Source organism: Shewanella sp. KX20019, from assembly GCF_016757755.1.
Taxonomy (GTDB): Bacteria; Pseudomonadota; Gammaproteobacteria; order Enterobacterales; family Shewanellaceae; genus Shewanella.
In genome coordinates, this window is sequence record NZ_CP068437.1 from 3,956,061 (window position 1) to 3,976,884 (window position 20,824).

Sequence of the window (20,824 nt, forward strand, 5' to 3'; positions counted from 1 at the left end):
TCTGAGCCAACCCTGCCCGAATTCAAGATCTAAGTGCACCACTTCAAATCATCTAAATACTTCTGCTGGTGTTTGGTAATTCAGTATCTTTCTTGGCCTGTTATTTATTAAGTTTACAATGGTTTCTAGTTGTTCGCTCGTAACTACTGAAAAGTCAGTTCCTTTAGGGAAGTATCTCCTTAAAAGGCCGTTGGCATGTTCGTTAGCTCCCCTTTGTCATGAGCTATAGGGATCTGCAAAGTAAATATCGATCCCTACTGCGCTTTCAAGCTCTTTAAACGCACTAAACTCCTTGCCATTATCGAGTGTTAGCGTAAGCCTTTTCGCCTCAGGTAATGCTTGAAAAGCTTCAATTGATACACGGTTAAATGATGCCGCTTTTTTGTCATCGATTTTCTTTGCTATTAAGCAAAGACTCTTCCTCTCTAGATGCGTTACAAAGTAACCAGAGCCCTTTTTCCCTTCAACTAGATCTCCTTCCCAATCACCGATACGACTGCGGGTATCTACGACCTGAGGCCTATCATGAATGCTGATCCTGCCTTTTATTTGACCACAAAAAGATAGGGCAGGCATAACCTTTTTAAATTATCAAACTCTTTCACATTAGCTTTTCTATGGACAAAGCTATAATCAGCCTATTTGCCTTTTGAACTTCGAAACTGATTTTGGGGTATAAATGAGTTTGACGCTTCGATGAACTTGCTAGCAGCTTGTGCGCTGGGTGGCGTGCAAGCTTCTAAATCAGGGATGATTTAGCAGAGCCATCAGGGAAGATTTTACGGCGGCTTGCAAAGACACTAGCGCATTGGCTGCAGATCGTTGACCCTTACTCCAAATACAAAGCAAAGATCGCTAGACTCCAGTCCAGAAGCGTTACTGGAGTGACGAATTGAATTAGCTCTAAGTTGTTTCGGTCGGATAAGCGGCACTTGTTACCAAGTGCCGCTCTCCTAAGAACCTATGTGGACTCCCCAACTGTCAACAACAAATAGTTATGAATCGAAGAATTAATGCGTACTTATGTACGAGCTCTCATTGAGTAGCGAACTCAGGCTCTCTGATATTTACGCAGACCAATAAACAATTCTGTACGACGAGCTCGAAGCTCTTGGTTCTTAACTGTTTTTACTGGCTGATTTTTATCTTCGATTAAGCATTTTGTTGTTTGAACTCGTTAACTGGCCGAGATTAATTTGGCCTTATACTCTGTTCCTTGGGTTAACATGGCAAAAGCCGTTCTTACTGTTTTATTGGCTAGTGCCACTGCTGCACATTTCTTTCCACGTCTTTCTACCAACCCTTGTATCCATTTTTCTTTGGTGGTTCGGGCTTCTCTTTTCACTACCTGGATTACGCAGGACATGGCGCCAGCAATAAGTTGGCTACGAAGCATACTGTTTTTTACATGTTTGCCTATAGAGCCCATTTTTGTCTTACCACCGCTAGAATGCTGTAATGGCGTTAACCCTATACACGCCGATGCATCTTTTCCTTTATTAAAAGTGCCTAGCTCAGCACAACCCAATGCAATATAGAGGTTAATTGCGTTTATACTTCCCACACCTTCTAGTTTTAGTAGTTTTTTACAATCTGAGTGTTCATGTATGGATTTTTCGAGACAATCATTATAAATAGCCAATGATTTTATTGTTTCTAAATACAGCTTCCACGCACTGTCTAATGCAAGTCTAAACAAGTCAGAAAAATCATTTTCTGCATCTTCGAGCGTTGACTCGACTGCACTCTTCAATCCACCATTGCGATTCGCGGTGCTGATATTAAACTCAGACAACAAGGAAACAAGTTGATTGCTGAGCGCTGTTTTTTGCTTACTGCATAGCTCTCTTATTCTCATCATGGATTGCAATTGCTGCTGTTGAACCGATTTACCGGAAATAAAATTAACTTCTGGCAGCATAGCTGACTGAACAATAGCTAAAGCATCATTTTTGTCAGTTTTCTGGTTTTGCCTCACTGAAGAAACTAATTGCGCAGATATAAGGTTTGCATCATGACCAAAAGATAGTGCTTTTTGTTTCCAATAATTTGAAGAGGCGCATGCTTCAAAGACAACCATCATCGGTTCTGATTTGGCGAGAAATTCGGTGAATTCGCAAGGTGTCATTTCTTCATTAGAACGCACTGTTTTGTTTGTATATACACAAACTTGAATTACACGTTTTCCTAAATCAACGCCAACTATTGTCTTTTTCATTATGGACTCCAATAAGTTATGGTGAATATTAAAAATACACCATTCGATTAAGATTGGGGGAGTCCAATTATCTGTACGTGCAACTTTCACTGCATACGGCTCAAGCCTCCACTAAGGCGTACTACGTTACCCGGTAACCACAAGGGTTACCTTTGCAATACTAACTTGAAGCTTTGATACTTTCTGCGCTATGACTTTCCAATCGATGGCTTGTCATTGAGCAAAGCAAGGAGAGGCACTAACTTCAGTTGAAGTCATCATTTGCGTTTCTCCATCAACAAAGTTCTTCTAATTTTCTTGCAACGGGAGACCAGCTGGAAGTGGGCTCACTTTCGTGCCAGACACAAGGTCTGTATCTGCATCATTACAATGCAGCTTTGGCTTTCTCCAGCCTCCTTTACCTGCACCACTATCGGCTATCTTCACAGATAACTTTCCCAATGGGAGCGGTTCAGGCTTACCGTGTTCCGTATGAAGCGTAATGTCAGGTTAGATGCCCACTCTAGTGCGAAGAGCTATTATGACCACGAAAGAGCATTGCCCAATCTCTTTCCAGCTCTCGTTGCCATTTTGGCCACAGCGTATAAACCACTTCCGCTGCTTCTCATATAACGCACCTTATGTGGATTCACCTATGTTCATCATACTGACTCCCTAGCACTTACCCGATTGTGGTTATCAGGAAGAACGTCCTCTCACGATTTCGTTCCCATTCGGCATAAAGCCAAATATCGTTACATTGTCTGGCTCGCTACTTTATTCAGAGCCATAGGGTCATCTGGTGATACAGATGGTTCACTCTTATCGCCGTGAACAGCGCTTCATACGACTTCAGGTCGCACGGACAGAATAGAGTTACCTTCAGGCAAAGGTGGTTCCAATGACCTGCGGTCAGCGTATGTGCAGACGCAACTGAGGCTCGCTTTGCGCCGTCAGACCTCCAAGGACGGAGGGAATGCCAAATTCTGTATGGAACAGAATTGGCCATGGTCGCTCTGCGGTTTCATCCCTGAAGCCGAAGGCCTCAGTTGCATCTACACTGGTTTCGAAAAGCGCAAGCTCTCAGCATTATAGTTATCAATAAAAGCTTTTAAATTAGATAAACCTCCACATCAGTGAACATCAGAATTTACATTTAAGTAGCCAAATTTGCAGACTGCAATCTTCCCCGTTGGAAATTTTGCTTTTTAAATTTCGCCGGGGTGCTGAGGGGTCGACTCTTATGAAATCAACAGCGGGCGCAAGCGCTTTCCCCCTCGTCTCACTATTAGCTAATTATCGAATAACTATCCGCTATTACAAGCCATAGCTGTAACTAGCACCAAGCCCTAGCGGTAAGCCTATTGACCAATATAGCAGTAACCAGGCACTCCAAATTGTCATCAAGGCTAGACTAAACGGCAACATCATCGAGATAAGTGTACCGATCCCAATATTGTTCACATAGCGTTGGCAATAGACCACCACTAACGGGAAATAAGGCATCAACGGAGTAATAATATTGGAGCTTGAATCCCCAACCCTATAAGCCGCTTGCGACAGATCCGGACTGATATTGAGCTGCATCAACATTGGCACTAATACTGGACCTATCAATGCCCACTTTGCCGATGACGAACCAACAAATAAGTTAACAAAACCAACCAGTATAATCATACCCACCACAGTGATCTCTGCCGGTAAGTTAAGCGCTTTAAGACCGCTCGCACCCTCTACTGCAATTAGCGCCCCTAGATTGGATGCCGAAAATGCTGCCACAAACTGAGCGCAGAAAAATGCCATGACGATGTAATGCGACATCCCACTCATCGATTTAGACATTGCTTGAACCACATCAGCCGAGTTCTTAAAACTGCCAGTGATATAGCCATACACGAGTCCAGGCAACATAAAAAAGATAAATATCAGCGGTACAATCGATTGCATTAACGGCGCACTAAAACTGGTAAGTGAGCCGTTACTATCACGCAAAGTCGAGGTTTCAGGCAGGGTTAGCGAGAAAAAACCCACTATCGCGATTAACATCACCAAAGAGGCACTTCGAAATGCTTTCAACTCTATAGGCGTGACTTTATCCATTGCGGGCAGGTCCACTTCATCGCGGTTTACCTTATGGGTTCGATTCAATCTAGGTTCGAGTACCTTGTCGGTTAACCACCAGATAAGCAGCGTGATTGGAATACAAGATGAAGCAGCAAAGAACCAGTTATTAAGTGGGTTTACCTCGATGCTCGGGTCAACAATTTGCGCTGCTGACTGGGTAAAGCTTTGCAATAGAGGGTCGATACCCGATGGAATAAAGTTAGCGCAAAAACCGCCGGACACCCCCGCAAAGGCCGCTGCAATACCCGCTAACGGATGACGTCCAACCGTAAAAAAGATAACCCCAGCAAGTGGAATAACCACCACGTAACCCGCATCAGTAGCGGTATGCGAGATAATACCCACCAGCACGACTGCAGGAGTCAAAAACTTAGCCGGTGTTATCTTTAGCATCTGTTTAAGCGCGGTATTGATAAAGCCCGAATGCTCAGCGACTCCAACACCGAGCATGGCGACTAATACCACGCCTAAGGGAGCAAATGCAGTGAAAGTGCTAACCATGGAGGTTAGGAAGTGAGTGAGTGCTTCCGCACTGAGTAGATTGTTCACTACAATAGGGCTGTCTGTGCGCGGGTCTATCGCATCAAAGCTCACACCCGACAGCAGTGCTGAAAGCCCCCATACCGCAAACATCAGTATTAAAAATAACATCGCAGGATCAGGTAGCTTATTCCCCACGCGTTCAATACCGTCCAGCGCTTTACCTAACATGCCCTGCGCGCCGTTATCAGCAGGGATTTGTGTACTAGCCATAATCAATCCAACCTATTTTGTTTTTATCCGTCTAGCTAAATACAGCAAGCCAGTACAATTGGCTCAGCATTAGCAACGCGGATTTCTTAGTAAACAATAGGATAGAATTGAAGGCTTTACCCAAGCTTAAATTAAGCACTTGATTTTAAAATAGCTAGAAACGGCACTATTTCAGATAGACATAAAAAAAGCCCCGTTGACCAACGGGGCTTTAGCAGTAAACGCGCTTTAAGTGAAAAACTACTTACTAGTATCGATTGGCGCAAATGACTTGATAAGATCATCAACTGCTTTCATCTGCACTAAATAGTTCTCTAACTGATTCAACGGCAGAGCACAAGGACCATCACACTTTGCATTATCTGGATCTGGGTGCGCTTCAATAAACAAGCCCGCTAAACCTAATGCCATGCCACTCCGTGCAAGCTCTGTTGCTTGAGCGCGGCGTCCACCAGCACTATCGCTACGTCCACCTGGTTGTTGTAATGCATGAGTTGCATCAAAAATGACTGGATAGCCTGATTGCTTCATCTCATCCATGCCCAACATATCAACCACTAGGTTGTTATAACCAAAGCTTGAGCCACGCTCACATAAAATGATCTCGTCATTACCCGCTTCATTAAACTTAGTAATGATGTGACGCATTTCGTGAGGCGCTAAGAACTGTGGTTTCTTAACATTGATAATCGCACCAGTTTGCGCCATTGCGACAACCAAGTCAGTTTGACGTGCTAAGAAGGCTGGCAACTGAATAATATCGACAACTTCAGCCACTGGAGCACACTGAGCAACTTCATGTACGTCCGTAATTAATGGTAGGTTGAAGGTTGATTTGATCTCTTCAAAGATCTTTAACCCCTCTTCCATGCCAGGGCCACGGTAAGAGTTAACCGATGAGCGATTCGCCTTATCAAATGACGCTTTAAATACGTAAGGGATCCCCAGTTTCTGAGTCACTTCCGCGTAAGTCTCGGCTATCTGCATTGCAAGATCGCGTGACTCCAGCACATTCATACCACCAAACAACACAAAAGGTTTGTCATTTGCGATTTCAATCGAACCTAAACCAATGGTTTTATTGCTCATCAATCTCTTCTCTCTTGGTGAGCCAAGACTTTTGCCTTGGCGTTATTCAAATTAAATTGTTACCCATAACACTAGGTTGCGACTATTTGCAGGATTTGACCACACATCCATGCCATATAAGTGCCTAAAGCATAGCCCAACACAGCCAGAAGCACACCAACAGGCGCAAGCGCTGGGTGGAACGCTGCTGCAACAACAGGGGCTGATGCTGCGCCACCGACGTTAGCCTGACTGCCTACCGCCATATAAAATAGCGGCGCTTTAATTATTTTGGCGACAATGAGCATAAAGCTGGCGTGCACTGTCATCCAAATAATACCAATAGCAAAGTACCACAGGTTCTCCGCATCAAATAGCTTAGACACATCCATATGTAAACCGATAGTCGCGACTAAGATGTACAAGAATACTGTTGCAACTTTCGATGCGCCAGCCGCTTCTAGGTGGCGCACTGGGCTGAACGACATTGCTAAGCCGATGGTTGTTACTGTGACGATTAACCAGAAGAACTTAGAGGTTAAACTGTAATCGCGGGTCCATGGGTAGTTCGCTTCAAAAAATGGCCCTAAGAAATCGGCGAATAGATGCGCTAGACCGGTAATACCAAAGCCAACTGCAGCAATCATCATTAAGTCGTTAAGGCTCGGAATACGTGCGTTCTCGGCATGGTACTTTTCTACTTTCTCTTTCAACGCCTCTAAGGCCGAAGTATCAGCCCCTGTTTTAGCGTCGATCTCTTTGGCTTTTGATGCCATAAATAGCAATACTGCCATCCATATATTGGCCACAATGACATCGACGGTCACCATGATAGAGAATATTTCGCCACCGGCTCCGTAGATCTCTTTCATAGCAGCCTGATTCGCGCCGCCACCAATCCAACTCCCCGCAAGCGTTGTCATACCACGCCATACAGCCTCTGGACCAGTCACACCTAACACGTCAGGGTTGATGCTAGAGATAATCAACAGTGCAATAGGGCCGCCAATCACAATCCCGACGGTACCTGTCAAAAACATGATAATCGCTTTGGGGCCGAGAGACAGAATTGCTTTAAGGTCAACACTTAAAATAAGCAGCACTAAACAAGCCGGTAGCAAATAACGAGATGCGACGAAATACAGCTTGGAAGTGTCGCCGTCGATAATATTAAAGGTGTTTAGCAATGATGGTAAAAAATAACACATCAACAATGCGGGAATGTAAGTATAAAACTTCTTCCAAAAGTGGTTACTACTGTTGCTGGTATAAAAAACAAAACCCAACACAACGGCGAGTATACCGAGCGCTGTCGCATCATTAGTCACTAATGCGCTGGTTACCGAATCGGAACTACTCATTGATCCTATCTCCCTGATAATGGCTGTACTTTTATTTGCAGTACTTTGCCTAGTTATTATTCTTGCTATTCAATTTGTGATTTCACTAATGGCGCATTAGTGCGCTCTAATACTAATGATGGCTTTACCAATAAAGGGCCGTTAGGCCCCTATACCCGTTCGCCCCAAGATGCAGATTTCTGTACTTTGAAGTAGAACGGGGATAATTACTTAATGAAACGTTTCAACGTTCTCTTTAAGCTCTTTCAATTGCATTTTAACCAGTTCAATGACCGGGTCATGTGGACTGTTATCGACAAAATGTTTTAAGTCGGCCGTAGCAACACTGATACACCCCAACTGCTGGGCAATAAAAGCCCGCTCACGATTGAGGTTAAGATCATCTGCATGCCATTGAAGCAGCAAGTTACAACACTCCATCGCAGGCTCAAATTTGTGTGCAACAATACTGCCCGCTTTCATCTCATGGATCATACGTGACACGAGACGTTTAACTGAAGCAGGCTTTAAATAACTCGGCTTTAATACTGCCGCATTACCCAGCTCACCGCGCACCAAAATATGCAGCTGGTGCTTGCTAAACTCATTACCAGTCAAGGGATCAATAAAACGAATGTCGTCATCAATCTGGCTAACGAGCACCGTTTGACCCGGTAAAAGTAATGGCTCTAACTTAAGGTCAAGCTGCTTTGCGAGTAGCATTAACACTGTCGCTAGCGTGGTGCTATTCCCCTGCTTTGAGGTCATGCATTTACCGAGGTCGGCAGCATCGGCGCTGTAATACGCTTCGCGAGGGCAGAACCCCAAATCATTATAAAACCAATTGAGTAACCCAGCTAAACGCTCATGACGATCGACAACATAAAAGCTCAGCACTGAACCCGCGAGTTCAAGCCACGCCCAGTTAGCATTCTTAGCTTTTGAAAATCCAAGGTGCTCTGCAACTTCAAAAGCTGTTTCAGGTAGTTTAATTGAATCGTTAAGTTTCAAGGAAGTCTTCAACCTAATAATATAGCTTGCTTAAACACAGCGAGTTTAGCGGCATAAAATACCCAACCTAAAGCGCCCAATGCAGCAAATACTTTAAATAATTTATTACGATTGGCTTTCAGTGCAATGGTCGCAAGCAAGATATAAGCAACAACGGCACTAAGCTTTTCAGTCATCCAAGGATCAACAAATGGATACTGTTTGATTGAGAAGCACAAAATCAATCCAGACAAAAGCAGCAAGGTATCGATAACGTGTGGCGCTATCTTAACGAATTTCTTATCCATTATCGGAGATTGACGTAAATGAAGAGAAAAACGCACAATAAAAAACAATACGCTTAACGCTACAAACGTCATGTGAGTATGCTTAAACACAGGGTACAAACTATAGAATGTTTCCATGATTTTAGGTCTTTTAGCCGACAAAGGCGCTAGTGTACCCGATCCCAAGAATCATAACCAATATCATGCCTTCGATCCCGTTGGAGTGCACATTTTTTAACCTCACTGTAAGTCGATATTAAAAATGCGGTTAATCTAACTCAAATAAATGCCGATAATGATAACGCTGCCAACTTGTTTGTAATCAGGCATAATTCCCCATAAACAATCATCGATACAGAGTACAAAATCGTGGCTCAATTTACCTTTGATAATAGTGATGCCTTTGCCGAAACGGTGAAGAATAGAATCGCTGTATTTAACTGGCAACACTGGGAAGTTTCTGAAAGGTTACCCCTCGGACTAAAACTTGAAAGCCAAACAGGCGAGCTGTTAGCCGGTTTTTCAGGAAGAACCTTCGGTAATTGGCTGATGATTGATAATTTGTGGGTCGATGAAAGCCTACGAGGCCAGCAAATTGGCCACCAGCTACTTGTTGAAGCTGAGACTATTGCGCGATCTAAAGGTTGTAAATTTGCAATGCTTGATACGCTTAACTTTCAGGCCAGACCTTTTTATGAAGCCAGAGGCTATGAAGTGCAATGGACACAAGCGGCGTACCCGAAGACTGGCTGTAAATATTTTATGGTCAAAGCCTTATAGCGTATTGTTCGTGGCTAATACATACAAAAAAGGCACTTTTAAAGTGCCTTTTTTATCGAAAGTATTGACTCGCTATCTTGGCCTACGCCCCAACGTACAGCGATCATTGCTGCCAAAGTCTCGTACAGTGGCTACGTTTTCGTAACCGAGTTCAATCAACTTTTCTCTAAGCTCAATCGCCTGCTGGTAGCCATGTTCAAGCAACAAGTAACCACCTGGCGCTAAATAATCTCGGGCGCAACTTGCGATATGAAACAAGTCAGCGAAACCTTTTAAAGGCGCAGTTAAGGCACTTTGTGGCTCAAATCGCACATCGCCTTGAGAAAGATGTTCATCCTCTTCGTCAATATAGGGCGGATTAGACACAATCAAGTTAAAGTCATAGCACTCAACGGCATCAAACCAATCGCTTTGGAATACATCGACTTGCTCAAGCTTTAAGTTAGTGCGGTTCTCAATCGCCAGCGCAACAGCCTCTTCGACTTTATCAATCGCGCACACCTGCCACTCGTTACGCTCATGCGCCAATGACAAAGCTATCGCACCAGTACCCGTGCCTAAATCCAATACCCGCGCATTTTCAGCTAATGGTAGATTTAAAGCTGTTTCGACCAATATTTCTGTATCAGGTCTTGGGATCAAGGTGGTGGGGTTAACTCTAAATGGCAGCGACCAAAACTCTCTTTCACCAACAATATGGGCAATCGGGTTACCTCTAAGCCGCTTGGCGAGCATCTGTTTAAACTCAGAGACTTGTGTTGACTCCAAGCTTTTTTCTGGCCAAGTGTAGATGTAGCTACGCGGTTTATTGATAATATGCAGCAGCATAACTTCAGCATCTAACGAAGCTGAATCCGAAATAGTGTCTAACTGAGAAGAGGCCCATTTAAGGGCCCCAGATATAGTCAATTGCAAGGAATGTCCTTATTCATCGAATATGATAGAACTGAGCCAACCAGTAACAGTTAGCCTTCGCCAAGAGCTGCAAGCATATCGGCTTGGTTTTCTAGGATAAGCGGTTCAAGAACAACATCTAAATCACCTTCCATAAACTCATTTAAGCGATAGAGAGTAAGGTTGATGCGATGCTCACTGACTCGACCTTGAGGGAAGTTGTAAGTACGAATACGCTCAGAACGATCACCACTACCGACTAAGTTACGGCGGGTACTTTCTTCGGAGCTACGACGTTTTTCATCCTCAACGGCTTGAATACGAGCAGTAAGTACACTCATCGCTTGAGCACGGTTTTTATGCTGTGAACGCTGATCTTGGCATTCGACCACTATACCCGTCGGGATATGCGTAAGACGAATAGCTGAATCTGTCTTGTTGACGTGCTGTCCACCGGCGCCTGATGCTCTGAAAGTATCGACCTTCAAATCACCTTTATTGATTTCAATGGCCTCTGATTCAGGGATTTCAGGCAACACAACAACGGTACATGCTGAGGTGTGTACTCGACCTTGAGATTCTGTTTCTGGCACCCGCTGAACGCGGTGTCCGCCAGACTCAAACTTCAACTGTCCGTACACGCCTTCACCACTAACTTTAGCAATAACCTCTTTAAAGCCGCCATGTTCACCTTCGTTGGTGTTCATCACTTCTAACTGCCAGCGTTTACTTTCAACATACTTGCTATACATGCGGAACAGATCGCCAGCAAAAATAGCCGCTTCATCGCCACCTGCACCCGCACGGATCTCAATAAAGCAGTTATTATCATCGTTAGGATCTTTTGGCAGCAAGAGAATTTGCAGCTCATCTTCAAGTACGGCAATAGCTGCTTTAGCAATTTTGTACTCTTCTTGAGCCATCTCTTTAAGCTCAGCATCATCCTCTTCCATCATCTCTTTAGCTGACTCGAGATCTTCCTCGGCTTGCTGAAAAGATTTAAAAGTACGGACGACATCCTCTAACTGAGAATATTCTTTAGACAAGGCGCGAAAACGCTCCTGATCGGCAATAACACCCGCATCGCTCAGTAGCGCCAACACTTCTTCATTACGTTCAAGCAAGCCTTCAAGCTTGCGAATCACACTGTCCTTCATTAAAACGCTAACCTTAGTCTTTATCTAGTCCGAGCACTGTCCTTAATTGTCCAAGAGAGTTGAGATCCCCTCGGCGACTCGCAGCGGTAAGCGCTTGGGTCGGGGCATGGATCAATTTATTGGTTAGCTTATTGGCAAGCTCTAGCAACACTTGTTCGCTATTGCCGCCTTGGGCCAACTTATTGACCGCCCGCTCTACCAACTCATCTTTTATCGCCATACTCTGGGTGCGATATTCACGGATACTGTCAACCGACTCTAATGAGCGGATCCACTCCATAAATTGATAAGATTGATCATCTGCAATTAATTCTGCTTGCTCGGCAGCTTCTCTTCGAGAAGCCATATTCTGTTCAATGATGCTTTGCAGGTCATCTACGGTGTATAGGAACGCATCATCCAGATCCGCTACTTCAGCCTCAATATCGCGAGGAACTGCTATATCTACCAACAACATAGGTTGATGACGACGCTGCTTAAGCGCTTTTTCTACCATGCCTTTACCAATGATCGGTAATGGGCTAGCCGTAGAGGATATCACGATATCGGCCTTAGGGAGAAAATCAGGGATCTGTTCGAGGGTAATTGCTGTCGCGCCAAACTCTTCACACATGGCTTCAGCACGTGAAATAGTTCGGTTTGCCACGACCATTGTCTTGACGCCGTTATCTTTTAAATGACGTGCCACTAGCTCTATCGTCTCGCCAGCGCCCACGAGTAACACTTGCGTGCTACCTATTGAGGAGAAGATATGTTTTGCCATGCTTACCGCGGCAAATGCAACAGATACCGCTGCTGCACCGATCTCTGTTTCGGTACGGATTTTCTTAGCGACTGAAAAGGTATTTTGAAATAACCTGTCCATTGTGGCAGCAACGGTGCCGGCTTCTTTTGCTTTAACAAAAGATTGCTTAACTTGCCCTAAGATTTGAGGTTCACCTAGGATCAGCGAGTCTAGTCCTGCAGAGACACGCATCAAATGCTTAACCGCTTCCTGATCTTTATATTGATACAGGCAAGGTTCAACATCTGCATGAGAAAGTTGATGATATTCTTCCAACCATTGGACAACATCAGACTCTTCACCATTATTACAGTAAAGTTCGGTCCGATTACAGGTGGAGATAATGACGGCTTCGCCCGACTGAGTGCGTGACGCAAGACTCTTCATGGCATCATGAATTTTGTCTGGCGCAAATGCGACTTTCTCACGTAGGTCGACCGTGGCCGTTTTATGATTTATTCCGATTGCTACAAGGCTCATTTTACTCGTTCTGGACTCTTGGGCATCTTATTTATGGGTGCCATTCTAATGAATTGGTTTTGTTAAAAACAGAATACGCTTAACAAAACCGAATAATAATTTCTGTTGTTACCCATTTTTTCAATTAGCGTCACTCTTTTAACTATTTCTACATAGATATGACACACATTAACGATAATAAGCATTGTACAAATAGTTATTTTTTGCATATGGGCATTGGTAATTTATCCAAGCCCTCGTATCATAAGGGCTCTTTTATATCAGTAATAGATGAATAATTTGAGCAGCATCACAAAAAACACTTATGCATGGGTGATATTGAGCTTTATTTTTATTAGCGGTTGCTCAACTACCATACCAGACAACTTAGTTCCCGTCTCTGTCGAGCAGGTTGAACTAGCGCAAGCGTGGGAAATGCAGGGCAAGTTAGCCGTGCGCACAGCTGATGATAAATTTAGTACTAATTTATATTGGCTACACACTCACTCCTCTAATGAATTGAAGCTCACCACCATGCTGGGCACCACAGTGTTAAGCCTAACCAGCACTCGAGGCAATACAGTATTAGAGCTCGACGGTAAAACCTACACCGACACCGACGCTCAACGCCTGCTTACTCGGATCACCGGCTGGACAATTCCCATTGATGCCTTACCACTTTGGATAACCGGCCAACTCAGTAGTAGCGACGAACTGGTAAGCCAAGATGCTCAAAACCGCCCGTTAAGCATCATGAATGCCACACAGCTTCCGCCGTGGAAGGTTGACTTCAAGAGCTGGCAAACCCAGAGCGGTGCCGAGCTACCTCGACTGCTTAATTTAACGCGTGATGACATTCGACTTAAAATACAGATAAACCAATGGCAAGCCCTCGCCCCAGAAAAGACATCAGTGACAAATCGTCCACAATCAAACTCTAGTGAGCCCCCGTTATGACCGCCCCACTCTCTTTAGGTTGGCCAGCGCCGGCCAAGCTCAACCTTTTCTTACATATCAACGGGCGCCGAGACGACGGTTACCATGAATTACAGACGCTGTTTCAATTTGTAGAGCATTGTGATTACCTCGATTTTAAAGTCACAGACAAGCCGAGCTTGATATTGCATTCAAATATGTCCGACGCTGTCGCAGATAACGATAACTTAATTCTGCGAGCCGCAAAATCATTAAGAGAGCACACTCAATGTCTACTAGGTGCTGAAATTTGGTTAGATAAACGCTTACCTATGGGCGGAGGTTTAGGGGGCGGTTCATCTGACGCTGCAACCACATTGGTGGCGCTAAATGCACTATGGGGAACTGGCTTATCCGCTAAGGAACTCGCCGTGATTGGGTTAGAGCTCGGAGCCGATGTACCTGTTTTTATTAATGGTTTATCCGCTTTTGCCGAAGGTGTTGGTGAGCGATTAAAAGATGTTGCTCCAACTGAACCTTGGTACCTTGTATTAGTACCCGATGTACATGTATCCACCGCAGAGGTTTTCCAAGATCCTGAACTGCCACGTAATACCCCTAAGCTCACACTTGAATCTTTAATGAGCAAGCCTTGGCGGAATGACTGTCAAGAACTGGTCCTAAAACGCTACCCTCAAGTTGCCAAGACCTTAGCGTGGCTGCTAGAATATGCGCCGTCAAGAATGACCGGAACGGGAGCATGTGTTTTCGGTCAATTCGAGCATGAGCAACAAGCTAAAGATGTCTTGGCAAAACTGCCAGTATCGATAAATGGCTTTGTTGCCAAAGGAACAAATAAATCACCGTTAATGCTGAGATTAGCTCAGGATTAACCACATCTGGGATACCTTTTTAGTCCCAGCCACTATCATGAAGCATACGCCTGAGGTTCATACAGTGCCTGACATTAAACTTTTTGCCGGTAACGCAACACCTGGTCTCGCTAAGAAGATAGCCGATCGTCTATTTTGCAAACTTGGAGACGCAGATGTAGGCGTTTTCAGTGACGGCGAAATCAGTGTCCAGATAAATGAAAATGTACGTGGTGCGGATGTATTCATCATTCAATCTACTTGTGCTCCGACTAACGATAACTTAATGGAACTGATCGTTATGGTTGATGCGCTTCGTCGTGCATCTGCTGGTCGTATTACTGCCGTTATCCCTTACTTCGGTTATGCACGTCAAGACCGTCGCGTTCGTAGCGCTCGTGTACCTATTACAGCTAAAGTTGTTGCAGACTTCCTATCAAGCGTTGGCGTTGACCGCGTATTGACCTGTGACCTGCATGCTGAGCAAATTCAAGGTTTCTTCGATGTTCCAGTTGATAACGTTTTCGGTAGCCCTGTGTTGCTTGAAGATATGTTAGCTAAGAACCTAGAAAATCCAGTGGTTGTTTCACCCGATATCGGTGGCGTTGTACGTGCTCGTGCAGTGGCTAAGCTGCTTGATGATTCCGATCTCGCTATCATCGATAAGCGTCGTCCACAAGCAAACGTCGCACAGGTTATGCATATCATTGGTGATGTTCAGGGCCGTGACTGCATCATCGTCGATGACATGATTGATACCGGTGGAACTCTGTGTAAAGCAGCTGAAGCACTAAAAGAGCACGGTGCAAACCGCGTATTCGCTTATGCAACTCACCCAGTATTCTCAGGCAACGCTGCTAAAAATATCGCTGAATCAGTAATTGATCAAGTAATAGTGACAGATACGATTCCATTGAGTCCTGAGATAGCGGCACTTGAGAAAGTTTCTCAGCTTACAATGTCTACCGTAATGGCTGAAGCTATTCGTCGCGTAAGCAACGAAGAGTCTATTTCGGCTATGTTTAAGCACTAATCGCTATTTGGATAGCTGAATGTGATTAGGCTTAACCCTGACATAAAAAACGCACTCAATTGAGTGCGTTTTTTTATCTGCTTCTTTTAATTAAGTAGGCATCAGCTTAAAGTGACACCTGCTCTCTATGAGCCCAAACCATAGTCTCGCCCCATAATGGCAGCATCCACACGCCACTATCATCATCTTGATAAAGTTGTCTGATGACCATGCGCTCATTTTGCAACACGTTTTTGCGGATCTCTCGGTAGATGGTCGCAGACTCTTTTGATATCTGTTGTGGACTGGTAAACGAGCGCTCTTTTATATCAACAAGGAACGTGTTTACCGCTTTGCCATCGACCTGACTTTTAGTCAGCTTAAAGTCGCCGCTAAACTGATAACGAATTGAGATTTTTCTGAGCATATCATCAGTAATACATGCCGCTGCAACTAGTTTACCTCGATTCATTGAATCGAAAATCAATGACAACCTAACATCTGCGCGCACGACATTCTTACTCTCTGAGTAATAGTACACATCGGCACGAAATACGTCTTCAATCAGGCCTTTATCGGTAGGTTCAAATTTATCTAATAGAATTTTATTGTAGGTTACCTGCTCCATTCTCAACTTAGTATCCGCTAACCATTGAATGTCCAGCGGAGCCGTCGGCGCATTAACAGATCGAACTAGATTAAGTGGCTGCTTATCAATACAAATCCCATCGAACTCGTTACACAAGGCGACCGACTCGTAGCGGCCATTATCAAAAGTAAACAATTGTTTTTCGGTAGAATTTTGGAATATGTTCTCATAATTAAACCAATTGTTGACCACTTTTTCAACGGAAATGGTCTCTTTCAGTTGATTATCTAACTGCACAGCATTAAGTAGCGTGGGGCTTTGTGCCAATGAAAAATGCTTTTGGCTGATTGATGCCACATCCGGCTCGGTGAGTACAGAAAGCTGATTAACGATGACTTTAAGCCCGCCTGAGAAGTGCAACCCTGCGACAAATATCACTACTGCAACGATCCCAGCAAGGCGATAGAACGCGGGTCTAAATACTGCTATCCCAGCGGCAAATTTAGCACCTTTGGGACTTGCTGGATTTGAGTGCGAAGTGTTTACATTTTCTGATGCTAGTTTATCAAAACCGCTGACAGGGTCGACAACCGCAGATGCTACAGCCTCTGCATGCTCAATAATGCATAAACTATAGCCGTAACGAGGAATGTTTTTTAACTCAATATCTGTTTGCCCAGCAAGCTTTTTTCGTAAACTGCTCATACATTGAGTCAATGAAGAGGCTGCCACCACTCTGCCAGGCCAACCTGCAGCATTTAGTGTCTCTTTGCTAACCACTTCACCCACATGGTTAACTAAGCTTTTTAGTACTTCTAGCTCAGCTAATGATAATGCGCAGCGAGTCGAGTTCTTGATATCAACTAACTCTCTGGCATCTAGATCAATAATTAAAAATTCAGTAATATTCACAACTTAACCTCTACTACTTTTAGTAGATCTCCAAACAACATTCTAAGCTATTTTGTTAATACTAAACCGGACACAATGCTGAGTTCTGATTAAACAATTGCTGCTTTGTTAATATTTGTGATCCCCGTAAAAAAAGACCCTAGCAAAATGCTAGGGCCATAAAATATTGCAGGGATGAGAACTTTATTTCAGGTTATGTGATTCCTTTAGGTTGTTTAGATCATGACATACAGCACATGACTCTTCGCCAGTGTACTGGCCAAGTTCGACACCAAACTGAGCGCCATTTTGCTTCATGTGGCTGACCACGTCTTTGCGGACCTGACGGCGGTCTTCACCCTCTTCCGCGGCGCGCTTACCATGACAGCTCAAACATACTGCTGCGGTAGGCGATACAAAAGCATCTGCAACTGCATCGACGGCATAACGCTTGTTGCCGCTGGTGTCTTTACCATTCGCAGGGTCTAAACCGTCATAAGTATCCATGTAGTCAAGATCCAGTGCCAGCGGCTTACGGCCCACTAGGTACTTGGCGTCAAAGCTATCTTCGATATGACATTTTGCACAGTTAGCGAGATCTGCCGAGTACTCAACATTACGCTTCCAACCTTCACCACTTTGGTTAGCACGGTTGTTGGCATGCATTGCATGGATCCATACCTTCTGATCTGGATGACTCATCGTCAGCTGTTCAATATAATCCTCATCACCTTGCTTGGTTTGAGAGTTACGGATGACCTGAGTTGGCATGTTGTTGGCGTTATGACAAGCCACACACTCTTCACCAGCATTAGATGCAGTCGTCCAGTCACGTTCGCCGCGTGGCATCAGATTCTTCATCATAACCATAGGGTCTAAAGAACCGTCACCATCTGAATCGACCGAGCCAGAAGCACAGGTGGTACCGAAGTAAGTGCTATCGTTCTTGACGACAGAGTGACAGCTACGACAGTTGAGGGTCATCTGTACGAAACCATCATCTGAGGTAGTGGTACCATGACAATCACCACACAGCTCGTTGGTCACGATTTGACGACGAGGACGCTCTTCCAGCATGCCTTCCTTATTGAAGAAGTGTTGCCAGTTATAACCTGCAGCACCATTACTCCAATCCGTTTTGCCGTCACAATCCTGGATTGTTTCACCATCTGGTTCGATACAGAACCAGATACGTGGTGTAACCATTCCGTAGCTATCATTCAAGTCACCATCGAAATCATCTTCAAGATCGAATGGACCAATTTCAAACGTCGTCTTACCATTTTCATAGTTAAGCACGATTGGCTCATCTACATAGCCTGGGAAGTTTTCTTTATTGGTATGAACACGCAGTACCTTACCACGATCCATGCCCATATCCTGGCCACCCCAGTTGATATAGAACTCGGCGTAATACATGTATTTAACCAGATCTAACTGCTCGTTACGCGTGTTACCATTTTTGTCCAAAATATCGACAGTCAACTGTACATAGCCAGTCTTATCAGTATCTAGGTTGGCATCAATATTGGCTTTTGCTTCAGGAGCATCAACCATCTTAGCTTCAGTCACTGTTAGATGAAGATTTTCACGACGCTCGTTCTGACCTTTATAGGTCGACAAATGAACCATCTCGAGGGTATCTGCCGTGTGACAACTGGCACACTGTGCATTGTCCTGATACGGCCAGTGGCCAACGCCTTCCTTAAAGTTAACGTCTGTATGGCAGGTAATACACGTTTCCTGAGTAGGGACGTTCTTCCAGTTTGCAAAATCAGTGGCTTGCTCATTTTCAGCATGGCAGTTATCACAACCGCCCACAGGAGCAGGGATCACGCCGATATGTACATCATGCGCAAGCATTGGAAATACTTTACTGATATCACTAACTTTGTTATCCGCATGGCAAGAAACGCATGTTTCAACTTCTGTGTACTTACCACCATGGATAGTAAAATCATCATGACAGCTAACACAGTTTTGGTTGTTAACCACATTCTTGGTATAGAGCGGCTCTAAGCCTTCGCCTCTAAAGTCATAGTGCATGTTTGCGTAACTTAACTCAGTTGCGCCTACAGCTTCGCCACCGGTTCTTAGCACTAACCGTAATGTCTTATCATCTGTGATAGTAAAAGCTGTTTCTGCTGAAACATCTTTCTCAAAGCTATAGGTATAAGTACCGTCTTTATTATCAAGCAAGCTACCACACTTAGAGTACTTGCTAGCAGGACATGCTTCAGAGCTAAGTAACTTCCAGTTATTAGCATCGCCGTCTGTACCCTGTTCAAGCCCTGAGAGTATAAAGCCAAACTTTTCTAAGCCTACAACTGGTAAGTCTTTTTCATTAGTTACGGTAAAAGTAACATCGGATGTTGCGCCAACAGCAATAGTGTCAACAGCAACAGTCAAGGCCTTGGCATCGGTAGCAACCGGGATCCCAGGAGTGCCTGGCGTTCCAGGTGTACCTGGAGCGCCATCTTTACCATTTGTTCCATCATCTCCAGAACAACCCGTTAAGGCCAACCCGATGAGGGTTGCTAGTGTTGCAACTTTCATATCGAATATTTTCATCATCAATTCCACTCACTTATATTCCGCCCTCTTTATTGGGGCAAGTGAAATTTATCTGCTTAGCGAGTGATTTAGTGTGATGACTTCGATTGCAATTCTGACAAAATTACCTCTTGAGAGGTATGCCACATAACTTTCGAATCAGGTAAATAGCTGGTATCAAAAAAGAACTAAAAATGTAACAACAAAGTAGCATGACCGTTAAAAACAGCTAATATCATGTGATTGTTAGCACATTTTAAGCTGACAATAGTTAACAAAACCCTGATTTGTTACCAAACACTAGGATTTCATCCAAGAATGGGGACTCGGCAGCAAAGTACTTTGCTTCCCTTTCGAGTGCTAAAATCGTTTTTGCATAAATAGATGGCATAAATATGTCAGCATTTAACAGGCACATGGCTAGACATAAACGAGTTAATATCTGCCATCCGTGATTCCAATGACCTGCGGCCGGCGTATGTGCAGATACTGCTGAGGCTCGCCGCAAGCACATCCTTGTGGGCTCAACGAAAACAAAACATCCTTGTTAAAAGGCCAGCTCGTTTCCATACCTCTCGTTCAAGAGCTTAATAACTTCGTTATCTTTCGGCCTGTTTTCGAAGGCCTCAGCTGCATCTACACTGGGTTAGAAAAGCACATCCTTTGACCTTAAGCGTTATGGCTAAAGCCCTAGCTAGTTTCTGGACAAAAATGAGCTCGTTTACGTCTGACATCTGAGCCAGATTCGTCATCCCGCGACTGAATGACCGTTGATAGTTCCAACAACAATGACGTTTCCTACGTCCGTGTAGGTCAGATTCACGAGGTAGAGCAATGCAGGGAGCAATTGCCGAGTGAACCTTCTGGGCTGGATCCCAGTGCCTTTAAGTCTAAAATAGGCCATATTGAAATTGCAGAGCATGCGCCCTGTGTCTTAGCAAGCCGCCACAAGTACAGTCCATGTAGGCTCTGCTAAATCACCCGTGATTTAGAAGCTTGCACGCCCCACAGCACATGCTCTGCCAGCAAGTTCAATGTAGCGTCTGACACGCTTCTGGACAGAAGAGAGTTACCTTCAGGCAAAGGTTGTTCCAATGACCTGCGGTCAGCGTATGTGCAGACGCAACTGATGCTCGCTTTGCGCCATCCATGGCCGCTC

15 protein-coding genes and 1 pseudogene are annotated in these 20,824 nt (G+C 44.4%); 4 read left to right on the forward strand and 12 right to left on the reverse strand.

Annotation, left to right across the window (positions count from 1 at the left end):
* Positions 1-48: 48 nt before the first annotated feature.
* The 7 genes and pseudogenes from JK628_RS17100 to JK628_RS17130 all read right to left on the reverse strand — a co-directional run.
* Positions 49-555: pseudogene (locus JK628_RS17100) on the reverse strand (IS30 family transposase); the annotation flags it as partial.
* A 622-nt stretch (positions 556-1,177) separates the two neighbouring features.
* The gene (locus JK628_RS17105; RefSeq protein ID WP_202285492.1) at positions 1,178-2,218 is read right to left on the reverse strand and encodes an IS110 family transposase; all 1,041 of its coding nucleotides are present in this window, start codon (positions 2,216-2,218) and stop codon (positions 1,178-1,180) included.
* Positions 2,219-3,514: 1,296 nt separating this feature from the next.
* Positions 3,515-5,074 (reverse strand): AbgT family transporter, encoded by a 1,560-nt coding sequence (locus tag JK628_RS17110; RefSeq protein WP_202286163.1) that lies wholly within the window; start codon positions 5,072-5,074, stop codon positions 3,515-3,517.
* A gap of 240 nt (positions 5,075-5,314) precedes the next feature.
* On the reverse strand, positions 5,315-6,163 hold the full coding sequence (gene kdsA, locus JK628_RS17115) for a 3-deoxy-8-phosphooctulonate synthase (RefSeq protein WP_202286164.1): 849 nt from the start codon (positions 6,161-6,163) through the stop codon (positions 5,315-5,317).
* A gap of 71 nt (positions 6,164-6,234) precedes the next feature.
* Positions 6,235-7,503: a DUF819 family protein gene (locus JK628_RS17120; RefSeq protein WP_202286165.1), complete on the reverse strand. Its 1,269-nt coding sequence runs from the start codon at positions 7,501-7,503 to the stop codon at positions 6,235-6,237.
* Between the two features lie 210 nt (positions 7,504-7,713).
* Positions 7,714-8,493 (reverse strand): transglutaminase family protein, encoded by a 780-nt coding sequence (locus JK628_RS17125; RefSeq protein WP_237524043.1) that lies wholly within the window; start codon positions 8,491-8,493, stop codon positions 7,714-7,716.
* Positions 8,494-8,501: 8 nt separating this feature from the next.
* A complete protein-coding gene (locus JK628_RS17130) occupies positions 8,502-8,897 on the reverse strand; it encodes a SirB2 family protein (RefSeq protein ID WP_202286167.1) in 396 nt (131 codons plus the stop codon).
* Positions 8,898-9,128: 231 nt separating this feature from the next.
* Here JK628_RS17130 and JK628_RS17135 point away from each other — a divergent pair, with 231 nt between their 5' ends.
* A complete protein-coding gene (locus JK628_RS17135) occupies positions 9,129-9,539 on the forward strand; it encodes a GNAT family N-acetyltransferase (protein ID WP_443019971.1) in 411 nt (136 codons plus the stop codon).
* 72 nt (positions 9,540-9,611) lie between these two features.
* Here the strand turns inward: JK628_RS17135 and prmC are convergent, their stop codons facing one another.
* From prmC to hemA, 3 genes are read right to left on the reverse strand one after another with little or no spacing between them, the layout of a single operon-like run.
* Entirely contained in the window at positions 9,612-10,454 is an 843-nt protein-coding gene (gene prmC / locus JK628_RS17140) for a peptide chain release factor N(5)-glutamine methyltransferase (protein ID WP_202286168.1), read from the reverse strand.
* A 50-nt stretch (positions 10,455-10,504) separates the two neighbouring features.
* Positions 10,505-11,590, reverse strand: coding sequence for a peptide chain release factor 1 (prfA, locus tag JK628_RS17145; RefSeq protein WP_202286169.1), 1,086 nt, complete (start codon positions 11,588-11,590; stop codon positions 10,505-10,507).
* A 13-nt stretch (positions 11,591-11,603) separates the two neighbouring features.
* Positions 11,604-12,854 carry a glutamyl-tRNA reductase gene (gene hemA / locus JK628_RS17150; RefSeq protein WP_202286170.1) on the reverse strand — a complete coding sequence of 417 codons (1,251 nt, stop codon included), beginning with the start codon at positions 12,852-12,854 and terminating at the stop codon, positions 11,604-11,606.
* Between the two features lie 270 nt (positions 12,855-13,124).
* Here hemA and lolB point away from each other — a divergent pair, with 270 nt between their 5' ends.
* The 3 genes from lolB (at position 13,125) to JK628_RS17165 (ending at position 15,653) form a co-directional block, all read left to right on the forward strand.
* Positions 13,125-13,790, forward strand: a complete 666-nt coding sequence (gene lolB / locus JK628_RS17155; RefSeq protein WP_202286171.1) for a lipoprotein insertase outer membrane protein LolB — start codon at positions 13,125-13,127, stop codon at positions 13,788-13,790.
* Positions 13,787-14,641, forward strand: coding sequence for a 4-(cytidine 5'-diphospho)-2-C-methyl-D-erythritol kinase (gene ispE / locus JK628_RS17160; RefSeq protein WP_202286172.1), 855 nt, complete (start codon positions 13,787-13,789; stop codon positions 14,639-14,641). Before lolB ends, ispE begins: the two co-directional genes overlap by 4 nt.
* 64 nt (positions 14,642-14,705) lie before the next feature.
* Positions 14,706-15,653: a ribose-phosphate pyrophosphokinase gene (locus tag JK628_RS17165; protein ID WP_202286173.1), complete on the forward strand. Its 948-nt coding sequence runs from the start codon at positions 14,706-14,708 to the stop codon at positions 15,651-15,653.
* A gap of 106 nt (positions 15,654-15,759) precedes the next feature.
* Here the strand turns inward: JK628_RS17165 and JK628_RS17170 are convergent, their stop codons facing one another.
* Complete coding sequence (locus tag JK628_RS17170; protein WP_202286174.1) at positions 15,760-17,133, reverse strand: winged helix-turn-helix domain-containing protein; 1,374 nt, start codon at positions 17,131-17,133, stop codon at positions 15,760-15,762.
* 183 nt (positions 17,134-17,316) lie between these two features.
* A complete protein-coding gene (locus JK628_RS17175; RefSeq protein ID WP_202286175.1) occupies positions 17,317-19,686 on the reverse strand; it encodes a multiheme c-type cytochrome in 2,370 nt (789 codons plus the stop codon).
* Positions 19,687-20,824: the final 1,138 nt, after the last annotated feature.